Origin of the sequence: Rhizobium chutanense, from assembly GCF_002531935.1 — a bacterium.
Taxonomy (GTDB): domain Bacteria; phylum Pseudomonadota; class Alphaproteobacteria; order Rhizobiales; family Rhizobiaceae; genus Rhizobium; species Rhizobium chutanense.
Genome location: NZ_NWSV01000019.1, coordinates 1 through 20,217 on the forward strand (window position 1 = coordinate 1; position 20,217 = coordinate 20,217).

The window sequence follows — 20,217 nt, forward strand, 5'->3', positions numbered from 1 at the left end:
ACCCCTGGGGGATGGCCATCCCCCAGGGGTCGCACCCATCATCAAACATCGGATGCAGTTTGAACATGCAAGGGGGCCACACGGCAGGTCCTATCAATAAAGGGCGGCGCATCGCTGCACCGCCCCTTCATTCAACATCCCTTCCGAAGAAGGGCGCCTCTCAGAACTCCGTCCATTCTTCCTGAACCACCGCCGCAGCACTGGCCTGTCGGCCGCCGAAGGCCTTGGCGACCTTGCCGGCAAGGGCGCGGGCCGGTGAGGCGACCGGGCGGGCGTTTGCGGCGGCAACACTGGCGCGCGGCGCCGGGGCGGCCTGGCCGAGCTTGAACTGGCGCAGCAGCTCGTCCAGCGCGCTGGCTTCCTGGGCGAGCGCATGGCTTGCCGCGGTCTGTTCTTCGACCATGGCCGCATTCTGCTGCGTGCCCTGATCCATATTGTTGACGGCGGTGTTGATCTCCTGCAGGCCGATCGACTGTTCGCGGGTGGCGGTGACGATCGCGCCGACATGGCGGTTGATCTCCTGCACCTCGGCGACGATCGCCTCCAGCGCCTTGCCGGTCTCGCCGACGAGGGAGACGCCGGCGATGACCTGTTCGCCTGACGTGGTGATCAAGGCCTTGATCTCCTTGGCGGCATTGGCCGAGCGCTGGGCGAGTTCGCGCACTTCCTGGGCGACGACCGCAAAACCCTTGCCGGCATCGCCGGCGCGGGCCGCTTCCACACCGGCGTTGAGAGCCAGCAGGTTGGTCTGGAAGGCGATATCGTCGATGACGCCGATGATGTTGGAGATTTCGCCCGAAGACTTCTCGATCTGCTGCATGGCGGAAACCGCCCTGCGGACGACATCGCCGGATTTTTCGGCGCCGAGGCGGGTGCGCTCGACGAGATTGCCGGCATCCTCGGCGCGCTTGGCGCTGTCGCGGACGGTCGTCGTCACCTGCTCGAGCGCTGCTGCGGTCTGTTCGACGGCAGCGGCCTGCTGTTCGGTGCGGTGGGCCAGATCGTCGGCGGCCGAGCGGATTTCGCCGGCGCCGGCATTGATCGCCGAGGCGTTGCGGCCGACCGACTGAAGGGCGGCCTGCAGCTTTTCGACGGCATTGTTGAAGTCGTTGCGCAAGCTGTCATATTGCGGCGCGAAGGGCGTCTGGATGCGCGCGGCGACATCGCCGTCGGCAAGGCCGGCAAGGCCGCCGGCCAGGGCGTCGACGGCATGGCGCAGTTCGCCTTCCTCGCGTGCCTTCTGCTCATCGCTTGCCTGGCGCTGGCGCTCGGCGTCATCACGCATACGGTCGGTTTCACCGGCAAGGCGCAGCTTCTCGATTGCCGCCTGCTTGAAGACCAGCACCGATTGGGCCATGCGGCCGATTTCGTCGCCACGCTCGACAGCCGGAACCTCGATATCGTTCTGACCGCCGGCGAGACGATCCATGGCCGCCGTCATGCCGACGACCGGGCGGACGATGGTGCGCGACATCAGCCAGGCGAGCAGGGCGGCGGCGAGCGAGGCGAGAATGCCGCCGGCCAGCAGCGTCGTCTTCAGATCGCTGTTGGCCTCGGCGCGCACCGCAGCGAGCGCATCCGACTTGGCGCGGGCGGTGGCCTTGATCTTGGCCGAGGCCTGGCGGAAGCCGTCGAGCTGGCCCTTGGTTGCGTTGACGCCGATCTTGACGACCTCTTCGATCGGCATGTCGGTTTCCTTGCGTGCCTTGGTCTGCGGCTCGGCAAGTTCATGGAAATAAAGGTCGGCCGCCTTCTGCATGCCGTCGATCATCTCGATCAGCTGCGGCTCGGCCGCGGCCGTCTGCCTGGCGGCGGCAATCGCCTTCAGCATGCGCTCGCGATTGGCGAAGACATCGCCATAGGTGCTGTCGCTACGGAAGAGGATGAAGCCGCGCAGGTTGACGGCCTGCTCGAGCATCGCCTGCAGCGCATCGTCGATCTGATTGACCAGCAGTTCGGACTTTTCCTGCTCGGCGGAAGCGGCCGCCGACGCCGTCGCCTTGGAATAGACGAAAGCGGAAACGGCGACGAAAATAAGAATGAGGGCTGCGAACGTGGCCGCAAGCTTTCCGTTCAAGGATATGTTTTTGGCGGACATCGGTGATTTCTCCTGGCGACAGTCGACGCGGCGAAAGGCGGGAGCGCGAGACGCGCAACCGCAAACCTTCTGAATTGGAACATGATCGGCGGGGAGACGCCTTGCGCCTTCATGGCACGAAGCGGTTCAAACGAACCGCTGCAATCGCGCCAAAGCTATGCGGGCGAGCTTTAGATTTGCTTAAATTATCCGTCGCTGCAGCGGCCGCGCCGATGATTAAACGTGCTTAATTTCTCTGGTTATGCATGTTCGTTATCCCGGAAGCGCTGTCCGCTTCCGGGCGACATGCATTAGGGCGTCTTCGATTCCGCTTCCGGCGGATTGAGGATCAGGATGTCGAAATCCTTCTCGGGATCGAAATCCTCCGCCGTCATCCGGAAGGTCGTCGGGCCGATCTTCTCGACGTTGCTGCCGCAGAAGCTGATGAGACTGCCGGGCTTGCCCTTGTCGATCGTCAGCTGGAAGCGCCGGATCGGCCCCGCCCAGTTGGCGCCGGTCGACAGCACATAGGAGATCCAGCTTTCGGTATAGTTGGCGCCGCCGGCCTCGGCCTCCCCGGCCCGCTGCCGGACGGTCCTGACGAAGTCCGCATCCAGGCAGTATTTGCGGGAATATTCCTCGAAGCGTTCGCCTTTCGCCTCGCCACCTTCGAGAAAGCTGATGGCGACGGTGCCGCCGACGGCCGGCGTATAACGATGCTGGACACTGACCTTCTTCTTCGCCGGAAAGGTGGTGCGCCACCAATAGGTCGAGCGCAGCGTCCAGAGCGGCACGAGAGAGATGCTGGCATCGCCCTCGTCCATGGGATAGACGAGACCGCGAGCGGTCCAGTCCTTCTGGACGGTTTCGGGGAGCTTGGCCAGTGCTGCGGCCGTCTTCTGGCTGTAGGGCAGGACCGGAATGGCGTATTTGGCGAGCTCGTCGGTGACGTCGATGCCGAGCGAGACGACGCGCTGCTGCAGCTTGGCGGTGATCGGCCTGCCGTCCTGCATGGTGGAGAAATGCAGGAAATTGTCGCTGTCGTAATCCGATATGGCGGAGGTGTTGTCGACCTGGCCCGTGATGTCGGGCATCGGGAAGGCGACCAGGCTTTCGACGTCCTTGTCGGACGTGTTCTCGAAGACATAATCGACACGCACCTGCGACGCGGAGATGAAGAGATCCTCCTCCGCCATGCTGACATCGTCGGACTGGGCAAAGATCAACCCACCGGTCCTGACCTCGGCCATGGTGTCGTTCGCCAGCGCCGGCGATGCGATCCCCGCCGCGACGAGAAGAGTGAAGAGCTTCAGCATAAAACACCCCCGTGTCTGCGGCCGCCCCGCGATTGCCGCGGCAGAATTATCGCCGAAAGCTTTTGAGGGTCAATGACGCTCCCGGGAACAAAACGCTTGCAACCGGCGGCTTTGCCGGTCATTCACAGCCGATGTCCGATCAAAACAGCCAACGCCTCGACCAGCTTCTCGTCTCCCGCGGCCTTTTTGCCAGCCGCTCGCGGGCGCGAGACGCCGTGCAACGCGGCACCGTCAGGATCGCCGGCCAGGTGGTGACGAAGGCTGGCGCGCTCATCGGCGAAGATGCCGTCATCGAGATCGACGATCCGGCGCAGGACTATGTCTCGCGCGCAGCACTGAAGCTTGCCGCCGCCCTCGACCATTTCCGGCTCGATCCCGCCGGCCATCACTGTCTCGATATCGGCGCTTCCACTGGCGGTTTCACCGAGGTGCTGCTGCAGCGGGGTGCCCAGCATGTCACCGCGATCGATGTCGGCCATGGGCAGATGCACCCGCGCATATCTGGCGATGCACGCGTGACCAATCGGGAAGGCCTCAATGCCCGCAATTTGACGGCTGACGATATCGGCCGACCCGCCACCTTCATCGTCTCCGACGTTTCCTTCATCTCGCTGAAGCTGGCGCTGGCGCCGGCTCTTGAGATCGCCGAGCCGGGCGCCGTCGCCGTGCTGCTGGTCAAGCCGCAGTTCGAGGCGGGGCGCGAGGCGATCGGCAAGGGCGGGTTGCTGAAAGACCCCACCTCCGCGCCCGCCGTCGCCGCGGAACTCGCGCGCTGGTTCACCGAGGACATGGGCTGGAACAGCCTTGGCCTCATCCCCTCCCCGATATCAGGCGGCGACGGCAATCGGGAATACCTTCTGGCAGGATTGAAACCGTGAGCACCGAAACCGTCACGATCGAAAAACTCGGCGCCCAGGGCGACGGCATTGCGAGCAGCGCCGGCGGACCTGTCTACGTGCCCTTTTCCCTGCCTGGAGAAAGCGTGGCGATCGCCCGCGTCAAGAGCCAGGGCACGATCATGTCGATCACGACCGCCTCGCCCGACCGGCAGGAGCCGCCCTGCCGGCATTTCGGCCCGGACGGTCTCAACGGCACCTGCGGCGGCTGCACGCTGCAGCATATGGCAGATGGTCCCTACCGCGCCTTCAAGCGCCAGCTGGTCGTCGATGCGCTGAGATCCAAGGGGCTGACGCCTGATGTCGGCGAGATCGTTCCGGCCCGGCCGGGCGAGCGCCGCCGCGTGGTGTTTGCGGCGCGCAAGACCGAGAAGGATATGCTGATCGGTTTCAACCAAGCCGAAAGCCATCATATCGTCGCGATCGAGGAATGTCCGATCTCTTCGGCAGGGATCATCGCCCGGCTGCCGGCGATCAGGGCGATCGGCGCCTCGCTTGCGACCAATGCCGAACCCTTCCGCATTGCTGTGCTCGAAACGCTGTCCGGGCTCGATGTCGCCGTCGACGAGGTGAAGAAACTGTCCGACCCGCAGCGGCGCAAGGCGATCGAGACCGTGCTCAGCCTGCGCGGCATTGCCCGTGTTTCGCTGAACGGCGAAATCCTCGTCGAGCCGACAAAGCCGCTCATCGATTTCGGCGGCGTCCAGGTTTCGCCGCCGGCGGGCGGCTTTGCTCAGGCGACCAAACCGGCGGAAGAGGCGATGGCGGAACTGGTGCTTGCGCATATCGGCAAGGCCAAGCGGATCGCCGATCTCTTTGCCGGCGCCGGCACGTTTTCGCTCAGGCTGGCGCGCATCGGCCGGGTGCATGCGGTCGAGGCCGAGGCAGCGGCGCTTACAGCCCTAGACCAGGCCGCCCGCAAGACACAGGGGCTGAAGCCGGTCAGCGTCGAAAAACGCGATCTCTTCCGCCGTCCGCTGATGACGCAGGAGTTCAAGCCCTACGACGCCGTCGTCTTCGACCCGCCGCGGGCCGGCGCGGAGTTCCAGTGCAAGGAACTCGCCCGCTCCGCGGTGAAGAAGATCGTCGCCGTCAGCTGCAATCCGCTGACGCTGGCGCGCGACCTCGCAATCCTCGTCGAGGGCGGTTATCGCATCACCGGGGTGACGCCGATCGACCAATTCCTCTGGACCGCGCATGTCGAGGTGGTGGCGACGCTGGAGAAATAGGCACCGATTGCCTTTGGCGTCAGCGACGCATGAAGGCTTCGAACGCGGCCCGGGCCTCGGCGCTCTTGAGGCGCGCCGCAAAATGCCGGGCCTCCTCGTCGATGCGGGCGATCATTTCGCCGCGCTCGCCGCGGATGAGATCGCGGGCGATGCGCAGCGCTTCCGGCGGCTTGGCCGCGAGGCGCGCTGCGGTGGCAAGCGTCAGGCTATCGACCTCTGCGGCTTCAACGACCTTCCAGACCAGACCCGCTTCCTTCGCCTCTTCAGCCGAAAAGGCTTCGCCGGCCGCAAGCAGGGCGAAGGCGCGCTGATGGCCCATCAGCCGCGGCGCGACCAGGCTGGAAGCCGCCTCCGGCACCAGCGCCAGATCGACGAAGGGTGTGCGGAATTGGCTTCGATGCGAGGCGATGGTCAGGTCGCAATGGAGATGGATCGTGGTGCCGATGCCGATCGCGAGGCCATCGACGCCCGAAACGATGGGTTTTTCGGCATTCACCAGCGCATAGAGGAAATCGAGGAGCTCCGGCCCCAGGCCGCCGCCCATCGCCGCAGCGAGAAAATCGCCCATATCGTTGCCGGCCGAGAAAGAGCCTTCGGTGCCGAGGAAGGCCGTGGCGCGGATCTCGGGATTGGCGTTCGCCGCATTCAGCGCATCGGTCATCACACGGTACATGGCCCGTGTGATGGCGTTCTTCTTTTCAGGCCGGTTGAAGCGGATGAGCTGGACGCCGGGATAGGCGGCAGGCTGCTCGACGACGATATGATCGGTCATTGATTTTCCTCTCAGGTCAGCAGGATGCGGGCGGCGGCAAGGCTTTCCGCGCCGTTGACGACCCGGTCGCGAAGGGCGGCAGACTCGGCGAGCAGATTTTCGGCGGCAAAGCGGCAGAGTGCGATGCGGCCTTCGCCCGCGCCATCGGCGCTCTCGGCGAGAGCGCCCTTGGCGAGATAGCAGCCGGTAAGCGTAAGCCCGAACAGGCGCTGGTAGGGTGTCGCGCCGGCGAGCGCCTCGGCGGTCCTGCCATCGGCAAGCATCTTCAACAGCCAGGCGGTGGTCGCGTCGAGGTCGGCGATAGCGGCGTCGATCCTGGCAGCCGTTTGACCGAAGCCACCGAGATTGGAGTGACGGATCCTATCGGCGATCGTCCTGAGTTCGGCGATGAAGCCTCTCACTTGATCGCCGCCGGAGAGCGGCAGTTTGCGGGTGACGAGGTCGATCGCCTGGATGCCGTTGGTGCCCTCGTAGATCGGGGCGATGCGGGCGTCGCGGAGATAACGCGCCGCACCCGTCTCCTCGATGAAGCCCATGCCGCCATGCACCTGGATGCCGAGCGAGGCGACGTCGACGCCGGCATCGGTCGAAAAGGATTTGGCGATCGGCGTCAGCAAAGCGGCGCGCTCCTGCCAGTGGCGGCTGGTCTCGCCGGCCCGATGGGACATGTCGATCGCATGGGCGCAGGCATAGGAGATGGCGCGTGCGCCCTGGGTCAGCGCCTTCATGGTGGCGAGCATGCGGGCGACGTCGGGATGTTCGACGATCGGGCTCATGCCGGCGCCGGTCCAGCCGGGCGCCCTGCCCTGGGTGCGTTCTCTGGCATAGGCGAGCGCCTTCTGGGTGGCGGCCTCGGCGATCGCCACGCCCTGCATGCCGACGGCCAGGCGGGCATTGTTCATCATCGTGAACATGCAGGCGAGCCCCTTGTTCTCCTCGCCGACCAGCCATCCGACAGCGCCCTTTTCACCGCCGAACTTTCCGTCGCCATAGATCATCGTGCAGGTCGGCGAACCGTGGATGCCGAGCTTGTGCTCCAGCGAGTGGCAGAACAGATCGTTGCGGGGCCCAAGCGAGCCGTCGTCGTTCACCAGGAATTTCGGCACCAGGAAGAGCGAGATGCCGCGGGTGCCGGCCGGCGCATCCGGCAGGCGGGCGAGCACCAGATGGATGATATTGTCGGCCGCGTCATGTTCGCCCCAGGTGATGAAGATCTTCTGGCCGAAGAGCCGGTAGCTGCCGTCGGCGCAGCGTTCGGCGCGCGCCTTGAGCACGCCGAGGTCGGAGCCGGCATGCGGCTCGGTCAGGTTCATGGTGCCGGTCCATTCGCCCGACACCATCCTTGCCAGATATTTCTCCTTCAGCGCCGCGCTGCCATGGGTGCTGACGGCCTCGATGGCGCCCATCGTCAGCGTCGGGGCGAGAGCGAAGGCCATGGAACCGGAATTCCACATTTCGAGTGCGGCGACATTCAGCATATGCGGCAGGGCTTGGCCGCCGAAAGCTTCGGGCGCCGTCAGCCCGTTCCAGCCGCCGGCGATCCAGTTGCGATAGAGATCGCGCCAGCCGTCCGGCAACCTGACCTCACCGTCCTCCAGGCGCGCACCCTGGCGATCGCCGATATCGGCGAGAGGCGCCACTTCCTCTGTGGCAAAACGTCCCGCCTCGGAAAGGATGGCATCGATGAGATCCTCGCCGAGATCGCCGAAAAACCCTTCTGAAATCGCCTCGCCCATGCCGGCTACGTGCTTCAACGTGAACGCGATTTCCTCGACGGGCGCCTTGTACATGCTCTTTCCTCCCTGGGATCGGCCCGCACCTCGGCAAAGCCCCTCCGAGGCAAGGGCTAATTGATTTTTACGTAAACGTCAATTTCGATTTCCCGGTCTGCCATGCGATAGTTTACCCCGCATGACGCTTGGCTCTTGCAACCTTGCACAAATGAACGTCATGGAGAATCTCTAATGCATGACGCCCGGAAGTGTGCAGGATGCGGCGCGCTTCAAAGGAATGACATCGCCTTCGCAAAGGACCGGCGACCAATGGATACATTGCCCGTCAATATACCCGGCTTCGTCTGGGCCTATCGCTTCTCGCCGGATGAAAAGACGGCGGTGCGGCTGAACAATAGTGCGACGGTGGCGGAACTGACCGCCGACAACTGTTTCTACTGGCTGCACCTCAATCTTGTCGACGCCCGCGTGCCCGCCTTGCTCGAGACGCTCGCCGGGCTGACGGAGGACGCGAAATCGGCGCTGACGACGCGTGACACGCATGCGGCCATCACCGTCGACGAGCAGATGCTCTACGGCACGCTCGTCGACTGCCAGCGCGACTTCGCTCAGGACACCAACAATCTCGGCTGGCTGCATTTCGCCATGTCCGACCGCTTCATCATCACCACGCGGCTGCAGCCACTGCGCAGCGTCGAGCGGGCGCGGGCGCTGATCGAGAAGAATCCGGGCAAATTCTCACGGCCGGTCGATCTGTTCGAACTGCTGGTGATCGAGTTTCAGCGCACGCTGATCGCGATCGTCATGGAACTTACCGAAGAACTGAACCAGATCGAGGATATCGTCTACGACAATGCGCCGCGCGACGAACGCCGGCGGCTGGCGCCGGTGCGGCGAACCGTGGTGAGATTGCATCGACATCTGCGCACGGTGCTGGCGCTGATGCGCCGCGCGGCGGCGGCCGACGACGACGAGATGCCCTTCGGCTTCGACGACGTGGCGCGGCGGCTGACGAGCCGGCTGGAAACGGTCGATCACGATATTTATGCGCTGCAGGACCGGGCCCGCCTGCTGCACGAAGAAATCGATTCGAAACAATCCTCCGAGACCAACCGCCATCTCTACCTGCTGTCGATCATGACGGCCTTCCTGCTGCCGCCGACGCTGGTGACCGGTTTCTTCGGCATGAACACGGCCAACCTGCCCTTCGCCGTCGGCGACTACGGCACCGAATACGCCGTCGCCCTGATCGTCGCGTCGATTGCCTTTGCCTGGTGGCTGCTGCGGCGGGTCAATATTCTTTGAGGGGGAGGCTTGACGTGATTGTTGGGCGGAGAGGCTTGGGTTCGGTCCTATTCCATCAAACGTCGCTGTACTTGCCACAGAACTCGTCCCACCCTCAGTCGTCCTCGGGCCCGGCCCGAGAATCCACGTAGGCCACCTCCATCAGCAGCGGAGATGGATCCTCGGCTCAAGGCCGAGGATGACGGAGGGTGAGGTAGCGTCCGGCCAAACTCACCGGCGACGCTGTGACGGGCCTCTTCGCGACGAACACGGCCCACGCCCTTCGCCGTCGGCAACAACGGCACCACTACGCCGTCGCGCTCATCCTATGGATATTCTTTGGGGGCGGCGTGACTGCCGGGCTCGCGTCCTCCAATTTCCTCCCACGTCGCGGCACTTGGCAGAAAGCGCACCGCACTCTCCGTCATCCTCGGGCTTGACCCGAGGATCCACGGCCTCGCTCTTAAGCGGGCATGGATCTCGGCTCAAGGCCTGCGATGACGGAGGGTGGGGCAAGGTTCCGGCCAAACTCGCCACCGAGGCAACACCTCGCCCGGAACGGTTCTTGCACGGTTACTAATGTATTCACCGTGGGGAGACCTAATGTCATGAAATGGTGCACATCCGCAGAGTTTGCCCCTCTGATGCTCGTTGTGAGTGGGCCGGAAAAATACAAGCTTGTTGCAACCCTTGGGCAGGCCGCCGAGATGCTGACCGTCGGCTGGCCGATCGACGATGGAGACGAATATCTTATTGCGATCAGGGCGTGCCGGGATGCAATTCATGGGGAAATTCCGGCTCGGGACGCGCGAGCAGCGCTTATCCGTGCCGCCGACGAAGCTGGCATTTCGGTGATCACCGTCGTTCACTGAGTTTCGCAGCGGCGGCGGGTGACTATTCTTTGAGGGTAAAAGATTTGGGATTCTGAGAGTGGCGTTGCCTCATCCGCCTGCCGGCACCTTCTCCCCGTTTTCCGGGGAGAAGGTGAGGGTGAGGGCAAATGCGTCACCTCAATAAGGCGAATAGCACTGCTGGCGAGGGCCGTTATAGGGCTGGAAGGTGTTGTCGTAAGCCCGATAGGACCGGTAGCGATTGGCGCACCAGGCGACGTGAGCCGAACCCATGCGGGGCGCGGGCTCGACGTAACGCGGAGCGGCGATGGCGCCGCCGATGACTGCGCCGGCGCCGAAAGCGGCGAGCGGATACCAGTAGCCGTTATAATGGCGGTAGCCCGGGCGGTAATAAGAATATCCGCGATAGCCGCCGTAATAGCCCGGCCGGTAGTAGGCGCCAGGTCGATAGTAGGCGCCGGGGCGATAGCCGGGCCGGTAATAATCGCCGCGATAGTAGCGGCGATACTGGACATTCTCGACGGCGGAGGATTTTTCCACCTGCGGGGCGGTGGGCATCTGGATTGCCTGCGACGGCACGAAGCCCGTCAGAACGACGGCGGCGGCCAGAACTGCGGATGCGATCTTATTTCTCAGCCCGATCATTTCTCTCTCCCATTCAAACAGCGAGCACCGCCTGCCCGGCAACGCCTTCGCGCCCGAATGGTTCCGAAAGCGGCCGAGGGCCGACCGCTTTCCTTTTTAGAGAGGTCGAACTGAACCGGAGATTAACCGGCGCCGGCGATGCGATCAGGCGACGGCGGAGATTTTCGACTGGTCGCCCTGCAGGCGGTTCACCATGAAGTTCGAATACCATTCGAGGAACTGCATGACGCCGCCCTCATGCAGGGAGGAATAAGGCCCGGGCTCATAGGCCGGCGAGTGAATGCCGAAAGCATTCTCCTCGACGATGCGGCGATCCTGGTCGTTGGTCTCGGTCCAGACGTGGGTCAGTTCCTCGAGATTGTAATCCACGCCTTCGACGGCGTCCTTGTGGACGAGCCACTTGGTGGTCACCGCCGTCTCGTTGGCGCTGAGCGGCAGCACCCGGAAGGAGATGGCGTGGTCGCCCAGCAGATGGTTCCACGTCGTCGGATAGTGGAAGAGCAGCATGGTGCCGATATGGCTGATCGAGATATCGTCGGCGAGCGGGCGCTTGACGGCGCGCTTGCCCGACATTGTGTAGCTTTCGGCATCCTCGATCAGCGGCATGCGGGCGGTGCGGAACTGGCCGTCCGGCGAAATCTGGAACTTGCTCGGCAGGCCGGCGGCCTCGCAGCGCGCCCAATGGCCGGCGATTTCGGGATCGTCGGCGCCGCCATCCGTGCCGGTGACGCTCGGGGCTTCGGGATAGGTGCGGCAGAGTTCGGGGTGATTGGCGGCGCAATGATAGCACTCGCGGTTGTTTTCCCAGACGAGCTTCCAGTTGCCCTTCTCGATGATCGTGCTCTGGAAGGCGACCTTGCTCTCGCTGATCCGGTGCGGCGCGACATAGGGCTCGATCTTGTCGCGCACCGTCTGGAAATCCGGAGCGGTGTTGGCCAGGCAGATGAAGACATAGCCTGCGACGACTTCGCAATGGACGGGCTTCAGATTGAAGCCGGTCTTATCGAAATCATCGCCCATGTGGCGGGCGAAGGCGAGCTTGCCTTCGAGATCATAGGTCCACTGATGATAGGGACAGACGAGGCGCACGGAGGAGCCGTGCTCCTTGGTGCAGACGCGCGAGCCGCGATGACGACAGCTGTTGTGGAAGGCGCGGATGACATTGTCTTTACCGCGGACGATGACGACGGGATAGCTGCCGATCTGGACGGTGAAATAGGCGCCAGCCTTCGGCAGTTCGCAATCATGGCCGATAAACAGCCAGTCGCGGTAATAGATCATCTCCATGTCGAGCTGGAAATAATCCTCGTCGATATAGAACGGCCGTTCGAGGCTGAAGCCCTCCCGGCGGTTCTTGAGCTGACGCAAAACGTTGCTGCGAATATCCATCTTCATGTCCTCGTGCACCCGGTTGCCGCCTGACGCTGAAGGCCGGCGGAAGCGCGCCCGCTTCCTTCTCCTTCGAGAGAATTGTTCATGGCGGTCATTTAATCACCTGAGCCCATTTAATCATCTGGGTTGTCTGCCGCTTGGTTGTAATGCGACATCGGCTTCGAAATTGACGACAGGATGCAAGCAGCCCGTTCGGAGCGATCGCATCCCCCGACTCCGCAGGTCATTATCGTCAATTGCGACATGGCGTAAAGACCCGATCCGCCAAGAGCGAGGCTGCCGGACAGCCGGAATTATCGCATTTGCGACATCGGCGGATATCGGCCCTGCATGCAGGCGGCGACCGGCGCCGTTTTAACACCGCCTTAAGCATACGCTCCTATCCTGCTGACGATCCGAGACCGACGAAGCACGCGAATCATGGCCAAACTCCGGTATTTCGACGCGAAAGAAACGAGCAGATCGCAGGAGCCGCAGCTGGTTGCCGCGCATTCCGAATTCCTGCGCACCGGCCGCATTCCCCGCGAACGGCGGCACTGGCTGGCCGAGGAAAAGCGCTATCTCACCCATGACGAGGTCGCCGCCAAAACCGGACGCAAGCTGCAGGTGGCCGGCGAGAGGACCCATCAGCACATCAACGGCTTTCACCACTCGATCCAGTTTCCGAAGATGATCTTCCACCGGACGCTGGAGGACAGCCCGCATCTCGGCTATTGCCACGTCACCGCAGCGCGGACGAAGTTCGCCCATTATGAAGAGGTGAGCTGGGCCTTCTATATCGCCAATTTTTATTCCGATATCGGCGAGAACGACAACTTCTTCGAACGGATCGATGTCGGCTATTCCCGCATGTATTTCGCCGTCGCCATCAAACCGGGCGAGAACTCCGCGGAAAAGATGACGATCGACCGGTCGGTGCGCGGCAACGGGCTGCTCTTCCGCACCCACGATCCGCAAGCGGCGATCCGCAACATCCTGCTGCTCGGCGCCCGCAACGAACAGCTGCGCGAAATCATCCGCCAATTGTGAACAAACAAGGCGATTGATCGCGGGCGGCGGAAAGCCTAATGACTGCCGGAACCAGACACGGGCAGCACATGGCACGCATCATCGACATAGAGGCAGACAGGCAGGCAGCGCTCGAAGCCGCCTCAGCCGCACTCGCCGACGGCTTTGCCATCGCCATTCCGACCGAGACCGTCTACGGCCTTGCCGCCGACGCCACCAATCCGGCGGCGATCACCCGCATCTACGAGACCAAGGGCCGGCCGCGCTTCAACCCGCTGATCTGCCATATGGCCGATCTTGCGATGGCCGAAGAACATGCCGAATTCGATCCCGTGTCGCGGGCGCTCGCCGCAGCCTTCTGGCCCGGCCCGCTGACGCTGGTGCTGCCGCTGAAGCCCGAAAGCCCGATCCATTCGCTGGCGACCGCCGGGCTCGACAGCGTCGGCATCCGTGTGCCGAAGGGTTTTGCGGGTGCCCTGATCGCCGCCTTCGGGCGGCCGCTCGCAGCCCCCAGCGCCAATACCTCGGGCGCGATCAGCGCCACGAGTGCCGCCCATGTCGAGGCCGATCTCGGGGCGAAGGTGCCGTTGATCCTCGATGCCGGCCCCAGCGCCGTCGGCGTCGAATCGACGATCGTCAAGGTGGAGGGCGACCGGCTGCGACTGCTTCGGCCCGGCGGCCTGGCGGCACGCGAGATCGAGCGCGTCGCAGGCAGGCCGCTGCTCAGGGCGAAGACGGCATCGGCGGCCATCGAGGCACCGGGTATGCTCGCCTCCCATTATGCGCCAGGCGCCGCCGTGCGCCTCAATGCGCGCGCCGTCGAACCCGGCGAAGCGCTGATCGGCTTCGGCAGTGCCGCGGTCTCCGGCGCGCAGGCTGCGCGGATCGTTCTCGATCTCAGCCCGCGCGGCGACCTCGCCGAGGCGGCTGCCAATCTTTTCGACTATATGAAGCGGGCCGATGCCAGCGGGGCATCGAGCATCGCCTTTTCGCCCATTCCCGAAGAGGGGCTCGGCGAAGCGATCAACGATCGCCTGCAGCGGGCAGCCGCGCCCCGCGACTGACAGACCTTATAGGACGCGAGATAGGATCGATCTGATGAGCAGCCCCGGCATTTCCACCGATCTTCTCGCCCGCTTCGCCGCTATCGTCGGCGACAAATATGCGCTTCGCGACGAGGGGGATCTTGCCCCGCATCTGATCGAAAACCGCGGCCTCTATCATGGCTCCTCCCCCCTGCTGTTGAAACCCGGCTCGGTCGCGGAAGTCTCCGCGATCATGAAGCTTGCGACGGAGACCGGAACGGCGATAGTGCCGCAGACCGGCAATACCGGCCTCGTCGGCGGCCAGACGCCGCGGGCCGGCAAGGCCGACATCATCCTGTCGCTCGAGCGCATGAACAGGATCCGCGATGTCGATCCGGTGGCGAACGTCCTGGTCGCCGATGGCGGCGCCATCCTGGCCGAGGTGCAGAAGGCGGCCGAGGCGCATGGGCGGCTGTTTCCGCTGTCGCTCGGCTCGGAGGGCTCCTGCCGCATCGGCGGCAATCTTTCCACCAATGCCGGCGGCACGGCCGTATTGGCCTACGGCAACATGCGCCAGCTCTGCCTCGGCCTTGAAGTGGTGCTGCCGACCGGCGAGATCTGGGACGGGTTGCGCCGCCTGAAGAAGGACAATACCGGCTATGACCTGCGCGATCTCTTCATCGGCGCCGAAGGCACGCTCGGCGTCATCACCGGCGCGGTGCTGAAGCTGTTCCCCCAACCGCTCGGCCATCAGGTGGCCTTCGCCGGGCTGAATTCGGTCGAGGATGCGCTCGGCCTCTTCAACCTTGCCGCCAGCCTCTGCGGCGCCTCTCTGACCGGTTTCGAGCTGATGCCGCGTTTCGGTGTCGAGATCACCACCCGCCATATCGACGGCGTGCGCGATCCCCTGGACACGGCCTATCCCTGGTACGTGCTGATCGACATTTCGACGTCCGACTCGGCCGAGACGGCGGAGCGGATGATGAACGGCGTGCTCGAACAGGGTTTCGAGGCCGGCCTGGTCCTCGATGCCGCAATCGCCGCCTCGGTCGCCCAGCAGAAGGCGATCTGGCACATGCGCGAGAGCATGTCGGATGCCCAGAAGCCCGAAGGCGGGTCGATCAAGCACGATGTTTCCGTGCCGGTGTCGCGTATCCCGCATTTCATGGCCGAGGCCGAAGACGCGGTGATGGCGGCGATGCCGGGCGCCCGCATCTGCGCCTTCGGCCATATGGGCGACGGCAATATCCATTACAATATTTCCCAGCCGGTCGGCGCCGACAAACCCGCCTTCATCGCCCGCTGGCGCGAAATGAACCATATCGTCCATGGGCTGGTACTGGCGCATGGCGGCTCGATCTCGGCCGAACACGGCATCGGCCAGCTGAAGCGCGACGAACTGGCGGCGATCCGCCCGGCGATCGAAATCGACCTGATGCGCCGCATCAAACGCGCCTTCGATCCGGCCGATATCATGAACCCGGGTAAGGTGGTCAGTCTCGAGGTGTGAGGTCGACGAGACCAAGCCTGTTCGGCGATATCAGTCTGAAGAAAGACCCCTCCCCAACCCCTCCCCACAAGGGGGAGGGGCTAACTTGCGGCCCGGATCGGCGGCCAAAAATCAAAATCTCGCACGCTGTTACCGTTCCGCCGTCTCCGACGATGCGGTTTGTGCAGGACAGCGCGGCATTCAAGCCCCTCCCCCTTGTGGGGAGGGGTTGGGGAGGGGTCTTTCTTCTGCCGGAATTGCCTCAGGACGACTGCGTGCCGCCGCCGGTGAGGATCTGCAGTGCCGGCGATTGCTGGGTGCTGTTCTGGACGTCGTACATGGCGGTGAAGCGGCGCAGCAGTTTGTCGACCTTCTTCGGATCCTGGAGATCCTCGAGCTTGACGAAGCGGTTGATCAGGTCGGCCTGCTTGGCGACGTCCATGCCCGAGATCTGCGACGGCAGGCTGTAGGCCGTGGTGATGACCTGGTAGAGCGCTTTGTCGCCGAGGATCGAATAGATCGAGGTGATGCTCGGGGCCTTGCGGCTGAAATAGAGCGCCAGGCGGACGCCGTCATTGCTTTCACCCTGCTGCGTTTCCATCGTCTGCTGGACATAGAGCTGCTGGGTACGGTCTTCCGCCGCCTTGTTCTGAATCGTGCCCATCTTGGCGCGGGTCAGATTACCGTCCTTGTCGAAGTTGAAGGCGGCGACGATATCCTTGAAGCGGGCATCGGCCTTGGTGTTGAGATAGCTCTTCTTGTCGTCGGGATCGGAGGTGAAGATCTTCTTCAGCGTCGCCTTGTCGTAATCCTTCGGGTCGAGATTATTCGCCTTCAGCACCAGATCGGTCAGGCGGCTGTCATCGAGGAAATCGTCGAGCGACTTCACCTTCGCCATGCCCTTGGCGAAATAGTCGACCTCGGTGGTCGCATCCTTCGACGCCTTGTCCTTCACCGGGCCGGCCTTCAGCAGCATGGTGACATGCGCCTTGTAGTCGGTGGCGTATTTGGCCATGGTCGCGTCCGGCAGCGCCTGGAAAGGTGCGGCCGCCTTGCCGTCGGGACCGAAATTGAAGGCGCGGGCAAGGTTGGTGATGCGCTCGTCCTTCAGCGAGGCGATATAACCCTTCGGGTCATAGGCATCGCTCGTCAGGATCTTGCGCATCATCGAGCGCGATACTTCCTGGTCTGTCAGACCGAAGGCCTGCAGCGCCACATGATAGGGATCCGGCAGATCATCGTTGCTCTTGGTGAAATCGGCCGACGAATTGCTGCGCATGAAGTCGTTGACGGTCTTGATGTCGGAAAAGTTCAACAGGCTGCTGCTGTCGGCCATCATGCTCGAATAATTGGATGCGACCTCATCGATCGCCTCGTCGCGCTCGTCGTCGTAACGCGCCATATAGTTGTCATTGGTGGTCTGCGCCTGATCGGCCGTCTGGACCGAGCTTACCACCGGCAGCGACCCATCGGCGGCAAAATTGAAATCGGCGTTGAGATCGGCGTGGCCGGCGGCGGCCGCCGCCGTCGCATCGGTCAGGATGCTCTTCAGATCGGCGTTCGAAATGCCGGTCGGCAGATTATAGGTGCTCTTCAGGAAATTGGTGATCGCGTCATCGGCGAGAAGGTCGTCGACATTGCCGATCGTCGACATCCGCGCCGAATAGTCGTCCGTGCGGGTGCTGGCGGCGAACTTCGTGTCGCGGATCTGGGTGGCCGTCTGGGCGGCCATGCCGTCCTTCAGCGTGCCGTCCGCCTTGAAGTTGAAGGCGGCGGCAACGTCGGCATAGGTGCCGGTGCCGCTCTGGTCAGTCAGGATCGCGCGAAGATTGACGTCGGTGACCGTCGGCGGGATGCCATAGGCATTGCGCACGAAATTGTTCAGCTTGCTGTCCGACAGCAACTGATCGACGTTGGAGATGCCGGCGATCGTCGCCTGGTAGTAGACCGCCGCATCGTCGGCCTTGCCAGCGGTGCTGGCGCTCTGTGAGGCGCTCTGCGAGGCGTAAAGGGTCGCGACCGATCCGTCCGCCTTGAAATTGAAGAGATCGTGGACGTCGCTGTAGCCCTGGGCGCTGGCCGCGGTGCGATCGACGAGGAAGGTCCTCAGCGTCGCATCGGAAACGCTGTCTGCAATCTGCATGCTGGTTCTGAGATAGCTGACCGCAACGGAATCGGACATGATGTCGTCGACACTGGTGACACTGCCGATCATGCTGTCGAAATGCGCCGCGTTTGCCGCGGACTTGTCGGTGGTCGACTTGCGCTGCGCTGCGGTCTGAATTGCCGAACCGTTGATCGAACCGTCCGTATTGAAGTTGAAGTCGGCATTGAGATCGGCGTGGCCCTGGGCCGCGGCATAGGTCGAATCGGTCAGGATATTCTTCAGGTCGGCATTGCTGAAACTCGTGCCGAGGCCATAGGCATCCTTGATGTAACGCGCCATGACGCTATCGGCCAGCAGATCGTCGACATTGGTGATGGCACTCGACTGCGAGGTCACGGAATAATAGTTGGTCGTGCTCGATGCAGCCGATTTCAGTTTGTTCGCCTGGTCGACCGACTGGACGCGCGCCGTGCTGGAGGTCGACCCGTCAGCCTTGAAGTTGAAGGCATTGTAGACGTTGGTAAAACCCATCAGCTGGGCATAACCCGGATCGGTCAGCACCGTGCGCAGCGCTGCGGCGGTGAAGTCGGCGCCCATGCTGTAGGCCGTCGTGATGTAGGAGGTTAGGCGTTTGTCGGCGACCAGATCGTCGACATTGGTGATCGTGCCGATCTTCGCCGTGTAATAGGCCTTGTTATATTCGGCCGCCGTCGCGCCGACATAGTAGACATCGGAACCGACCGAATTGTCGATGATGACCGATTGGGAATTCAGCGTATAGGTCTCGATGACCGACGCCTTCTGCGCGGCGGTCTGCGCCGTGCCGGTGACGGTGCCATCGGCATTGAAGCTGAACTGGGCGGCAAGCGCCTTGTATTTGTCGCCGCCTTGCGTGTTGACGACGCTTGAGGGGTCGTTGAGATCGCTCGTCAGCACCTGGCGCAGGAAGTCCTTCGACGCATAGGTGGGATCGATGTTGAACGTCTTCAGCACATAGGTGCGCAGCCGGGTGTTGTTGACCAGGTCGTCGACCGTCTGCACGCTGTCGATATTGTTGCTGTAATAAGTGCTCTCGGCGCTCGCCGCCTTATCGGCATCGGCGAAGGACTGCTTGTAGAGGCCGATCATGTCGTCCTCCTGCGCGTCCGTCTGCACATCCTTGGCAGGCGCATTGAAATTAAAGGCGGCGGCGAATTCGCGGTAGCGGGTATCGGAGAGCTTGTTGGCGTAGCTGTTCGGGTCGGTCAGATCGCTTTCCAGCACCTTTTTCATGAAGGCCTTGGCGTAGGTCATATCCTCGAGGCCATAGGCCTTCATCGCATAGCTGTAGAGCTTGTAGTTGCCGAGGAAATCGTCGACGTCTTTGACCTTGTTGATATTGTCCGCGTAATACTCGGCATCCTTCTTGACCGTCGCCTGTGACGCAACCTTATTGAGGCTGGACGTCATATCCTTCGACAGGATCGTGTAAGCGAGGGAAGCCGTGATCATGAATAGCGCCCTTTTCGGCAAAATCTCTAAAAGAACGACGAACTGCTGGTGAGCCCATTTTGCCATGGAAAGCTTACCCGAGGCTTACCTCAGGATGCATCATTTCCGCACAGCACAGCGTTCACCTTCCGGAAACCCTGCCGGATTCGGTTTTGATAACCATCAGAGGAGGCAAAGTTTTCTTAACCGCAATTTTTAAGCTGTACGGAAGGGCAGGCCCCTATTGTCGGCCATAGAGGACGAAAAGTCCCAAGGAGAAGACCGGAAATCGGCTCTCAGGTAAGACAAGGGTAGAATGACATGAACAATCCCGTAAAGAAGCCGGCCTGGGCCGGCACGACGTTACGCCTCGATCCGTCCCGCTTTCCTCAGCAGGTCAGCTACGCCATCCATGATTGTTCGGATGACGTGAATATCACCATCGACGAACGCGGCGCGGTGCTGCGCAAGGTCCTGCCTTCCAGCGGGCTGCCGCTGTCGATTGCGCTGCCGAAGCGCGTCTTCAAGGGTGTCGCCGCCCGCGCCATCGACCATGGCGACGGCGAGGTTACCGTCACGCTCGAGCTGCACCACGCCGATCCCGAGCTCTGCATCCCGCTGCTCGTCGCCCATGATCTCAGCGATATCGCCGCCGACTGGCGCAGCTGGTCGGAAGCCTTCCGCATTCCGATGCTGATGGTCGAGGCCGACGGCGTCGCCCGTCCGCTCGAAGATCATATCGGCGGCCTGCGCACCAGCGATCTCAAGCCGCGCCGCCGTCATTCCTATTTCGCCAATCGCCGCCCACGTTTCCTCGTGCGCCGCACCACCGGCCAGCTCGGCGTCGCCATGCGGATCGAAGGCAAGGAAATCATCGCCCGCCACTGAGCGATATCGCGACACTTCGGTTTCGTAGCATTTGA

General features: G+C 62.9%; 15 protein-coding genes. 8 read left to right on the top strand and 7 right to left on the bottom strand.

The genetic code is table 11. The features are described from left to right. Positions 1-160: 160 nt before the first annotated feature. Both CO666_RS23070 and CO666_RS23075 read right to left on the bottom strand, forming a co-directional pair. The gene (locus tag CO666_RS23070; RefSeq protein ID WP_097614493.1) at positions 161-2,098 is read right to left on the bottom strand and encodes a methyl-accepting chemotaxis protein; all 1,938 of its coding nucleotides are present in this window, start codon (positions 2,096-2,098) and stop codon (positions 161-163) included. 290 nt (positions 2,099-2,388) lie between these two features. Beyond that, positions 2,389-3,393, bottom strand: coding sequence for a DUF4424 domain-containing protein (locus CO666_RS23075; RefSeq protein WP_097614494.1), 1,005 nt, complete (start codon positions 3,391-3,393; stop codon positions 2,389-2,391). A 131-nt stretch (positions 3,394-3,524) separates the two neighbouring features. Between CO666_RS23075 and CO666_RS23080 the strand changes: the two genes are divergently transcribed. Both CO666_RS23080 and CO666_RS23085 read left to right on the top strand, forming a co-directional pair. Further along, entirely contained in the window at positions 3,525-4,271 is a 747-nt protein-coding gene (locus CO666_RS23080; protein ID WP_097614575.1) for a TlyA family RNA methyltransferase, read from the top strand. Continuing rightward, positions 4,268-5,518 carry a class I SAM-dependent RNA methyltransferase gene (locus CO666_RS23085; protein WP_097614495.1) on the top strand — a complete coding sequence of 417 codons (1,251 nt, stop codon included), beginning with the start codon at positions 4,268-4,270 and terminating at the stop codon, positions 5,516-5,518. Before CO666_RS23080 ends, CO666_RS23085 begins: the two co-directional genes overlap by 4 nt. Before the next feature lie 19 nt (positions 5,519-5,537). On the opposite strand, the gene CO666_RS23090 is transcribed toward CO666_RS23085, so the two are convergent. Then, positions 5,538-6,290, bottom strand: a complete 753-nt coding sequence (locus tag CO666_RS23090; RefSeq protein WP_097614496.1) for a crotonase/enoyl-CoA hydratase family protein — start codon at positions 6,288-6,290, stop codon at positions 5,538-5,540. A gap of 11 nt (positions 6,291-6,301) precedes the next feature. Continuing rightward, on the bottom strand, positions 6,302-8,080 hold the full coding sequence (locus CO666_RS23095; RefSeq protein WP_097614497.1) for an acyl-CoA dehydrogenase family protein: 1,779 nt from the start codon (positions 8,078-8,080) through the stop codon (positions 6,302-6,304). 252 nt (positions 8,081-8,332) lie between these two features. On the opposite strand from CO666_RS23095, the gene CO666_RS23100 reads away from it, so the two are divergent. Together CO666_RS23100 and CO666_RS23105 are read left to right on the top strand one after the other, a co-directional pair. Continuing rightward, a complete protein-coding gene (locus CO666_RS23100) occupies positions 8,333-9,328 on the top strand; it encodes a transporter (protein ID WP_097614498.1) in 996 nt (331 codons plus the stop codon). A 587-nt stretch (positions 9,329-9,915) separates the two neighbouring features. After that, the gene (locus tag CO666_RS23105) at positions 9,916-10,179 is read left to right on the top strand and encodes a DUF982 domain-containing protein (RefSeq protein WP_097614499.1); all 264 of its coding nucleotides are present in this window, start codon (positions 9,916-9,918) and stop codon (positions 10,177-10,179) included. Positions 10,180-10,317: 138 nt separating this feature from the next. Here CO666_RS23105 and CO666_RS23110 read toward each other — a convergent pair whose 3' ends face one another. Together CO666_RS23110 and CO666_RS23115 are read right to left on the bottom strand one after the other, a co-directional pair. After that, entirely contained in the window at positions 10,318-10,803 is a 486-nt protein-coding gene (locus tag CO666_RS23110; protein WP_097614500.1) for a BA14K family protein, read from the bottom strand. Between the two features lie 144 nt (positions 10,804-10,947). After that, positions 10,948-12,192, bottom strand: a complete 1,245-nt coding sequence (locus CO666_RS23115) for an aromatic ring-hydroxylating oxygenase subunit alpha (RefSeq protein ID WP_097614576.1) — start codon at positions 12,190-12,192, stop codon at positions 10,948-10,950. Between the two features lie 423 nt (positions 12,193-12,615). On the opposite strand from CO666_RS23115, the gene CO666_RS23125 reads away from it, so the two are divergent. From CO666_RS23125 to CO666_RS23135, 3 genes are all read left to right on the top strand, one after another. Continuing rightward, the gene (locus CO666_RS23125) at positions 12,616-13,224 is read left to right on the top strand and encodes a DUF6656 family protein (RefSeq protein ID WP_097614501.1); all 609 of its coding nucleotides are present in this window, start codon (positions 12,616-12,618) and stop codon (positions 13,222-13,224) included. 68 nt (positions 13,225-13,292) lie between these two features. After that, positions 13,293-14,267, top strand: a complete 975-nt coding sequence (locus tag CO666_RS23130; protein ID WP_097614502.1) for an L-threonylcarbamoyladenylate synthase — start codon at positions 13,293-13,295, stop codon at positions 14,265-14,267. A gap of 34 nt (positions 14,268-14,301) precedes the next feature. Beyond that, a complete protein-coding gene (locus CO666_RS23135; RefSeq protein ID WP_097614503.1) occupies positions 14,302-15,738 on the top strand; it encodes an FAD-binding oxidoreductase in 1,437 nt (478 codons plus the stop codon). Between the two features lie 241 nt (positions 15,739-15,979). Here CO666_RS23135 and CO666_RS23145 read toward each other — a convergent pair whose 3' ends face one another. Further along, positions 15,980-19,315 carry a DUF1217 domain-containing protein gene (locus CO666_RS23145; RefSeq protein ID WP_097614505.1) on the bottom strand — a complete coding sequence of 1,112 codons (3,336 nt, stop codon included), beginning with the start codon at positions 19,313-19,315 and terminating at the stop codon, positions 15,980-15,982. 300 nt (positions 19,316-19,615) lie between these two features. Between CO666_RS23145 and CO666_RS23150 the strand changes: the two genes are divergently transcribed. Then, a complete protein-coding gene (locus tag CO666_RS23150) occupies positions 19,616-20,182 on the top strand; it encodes a DUF6101 family protein (RefSeq protein WP_010066354.1) in 567 nt (188 codons plus the stop codon). Positions 20,183-20,217: the final 35 nt, after the last annotated feature.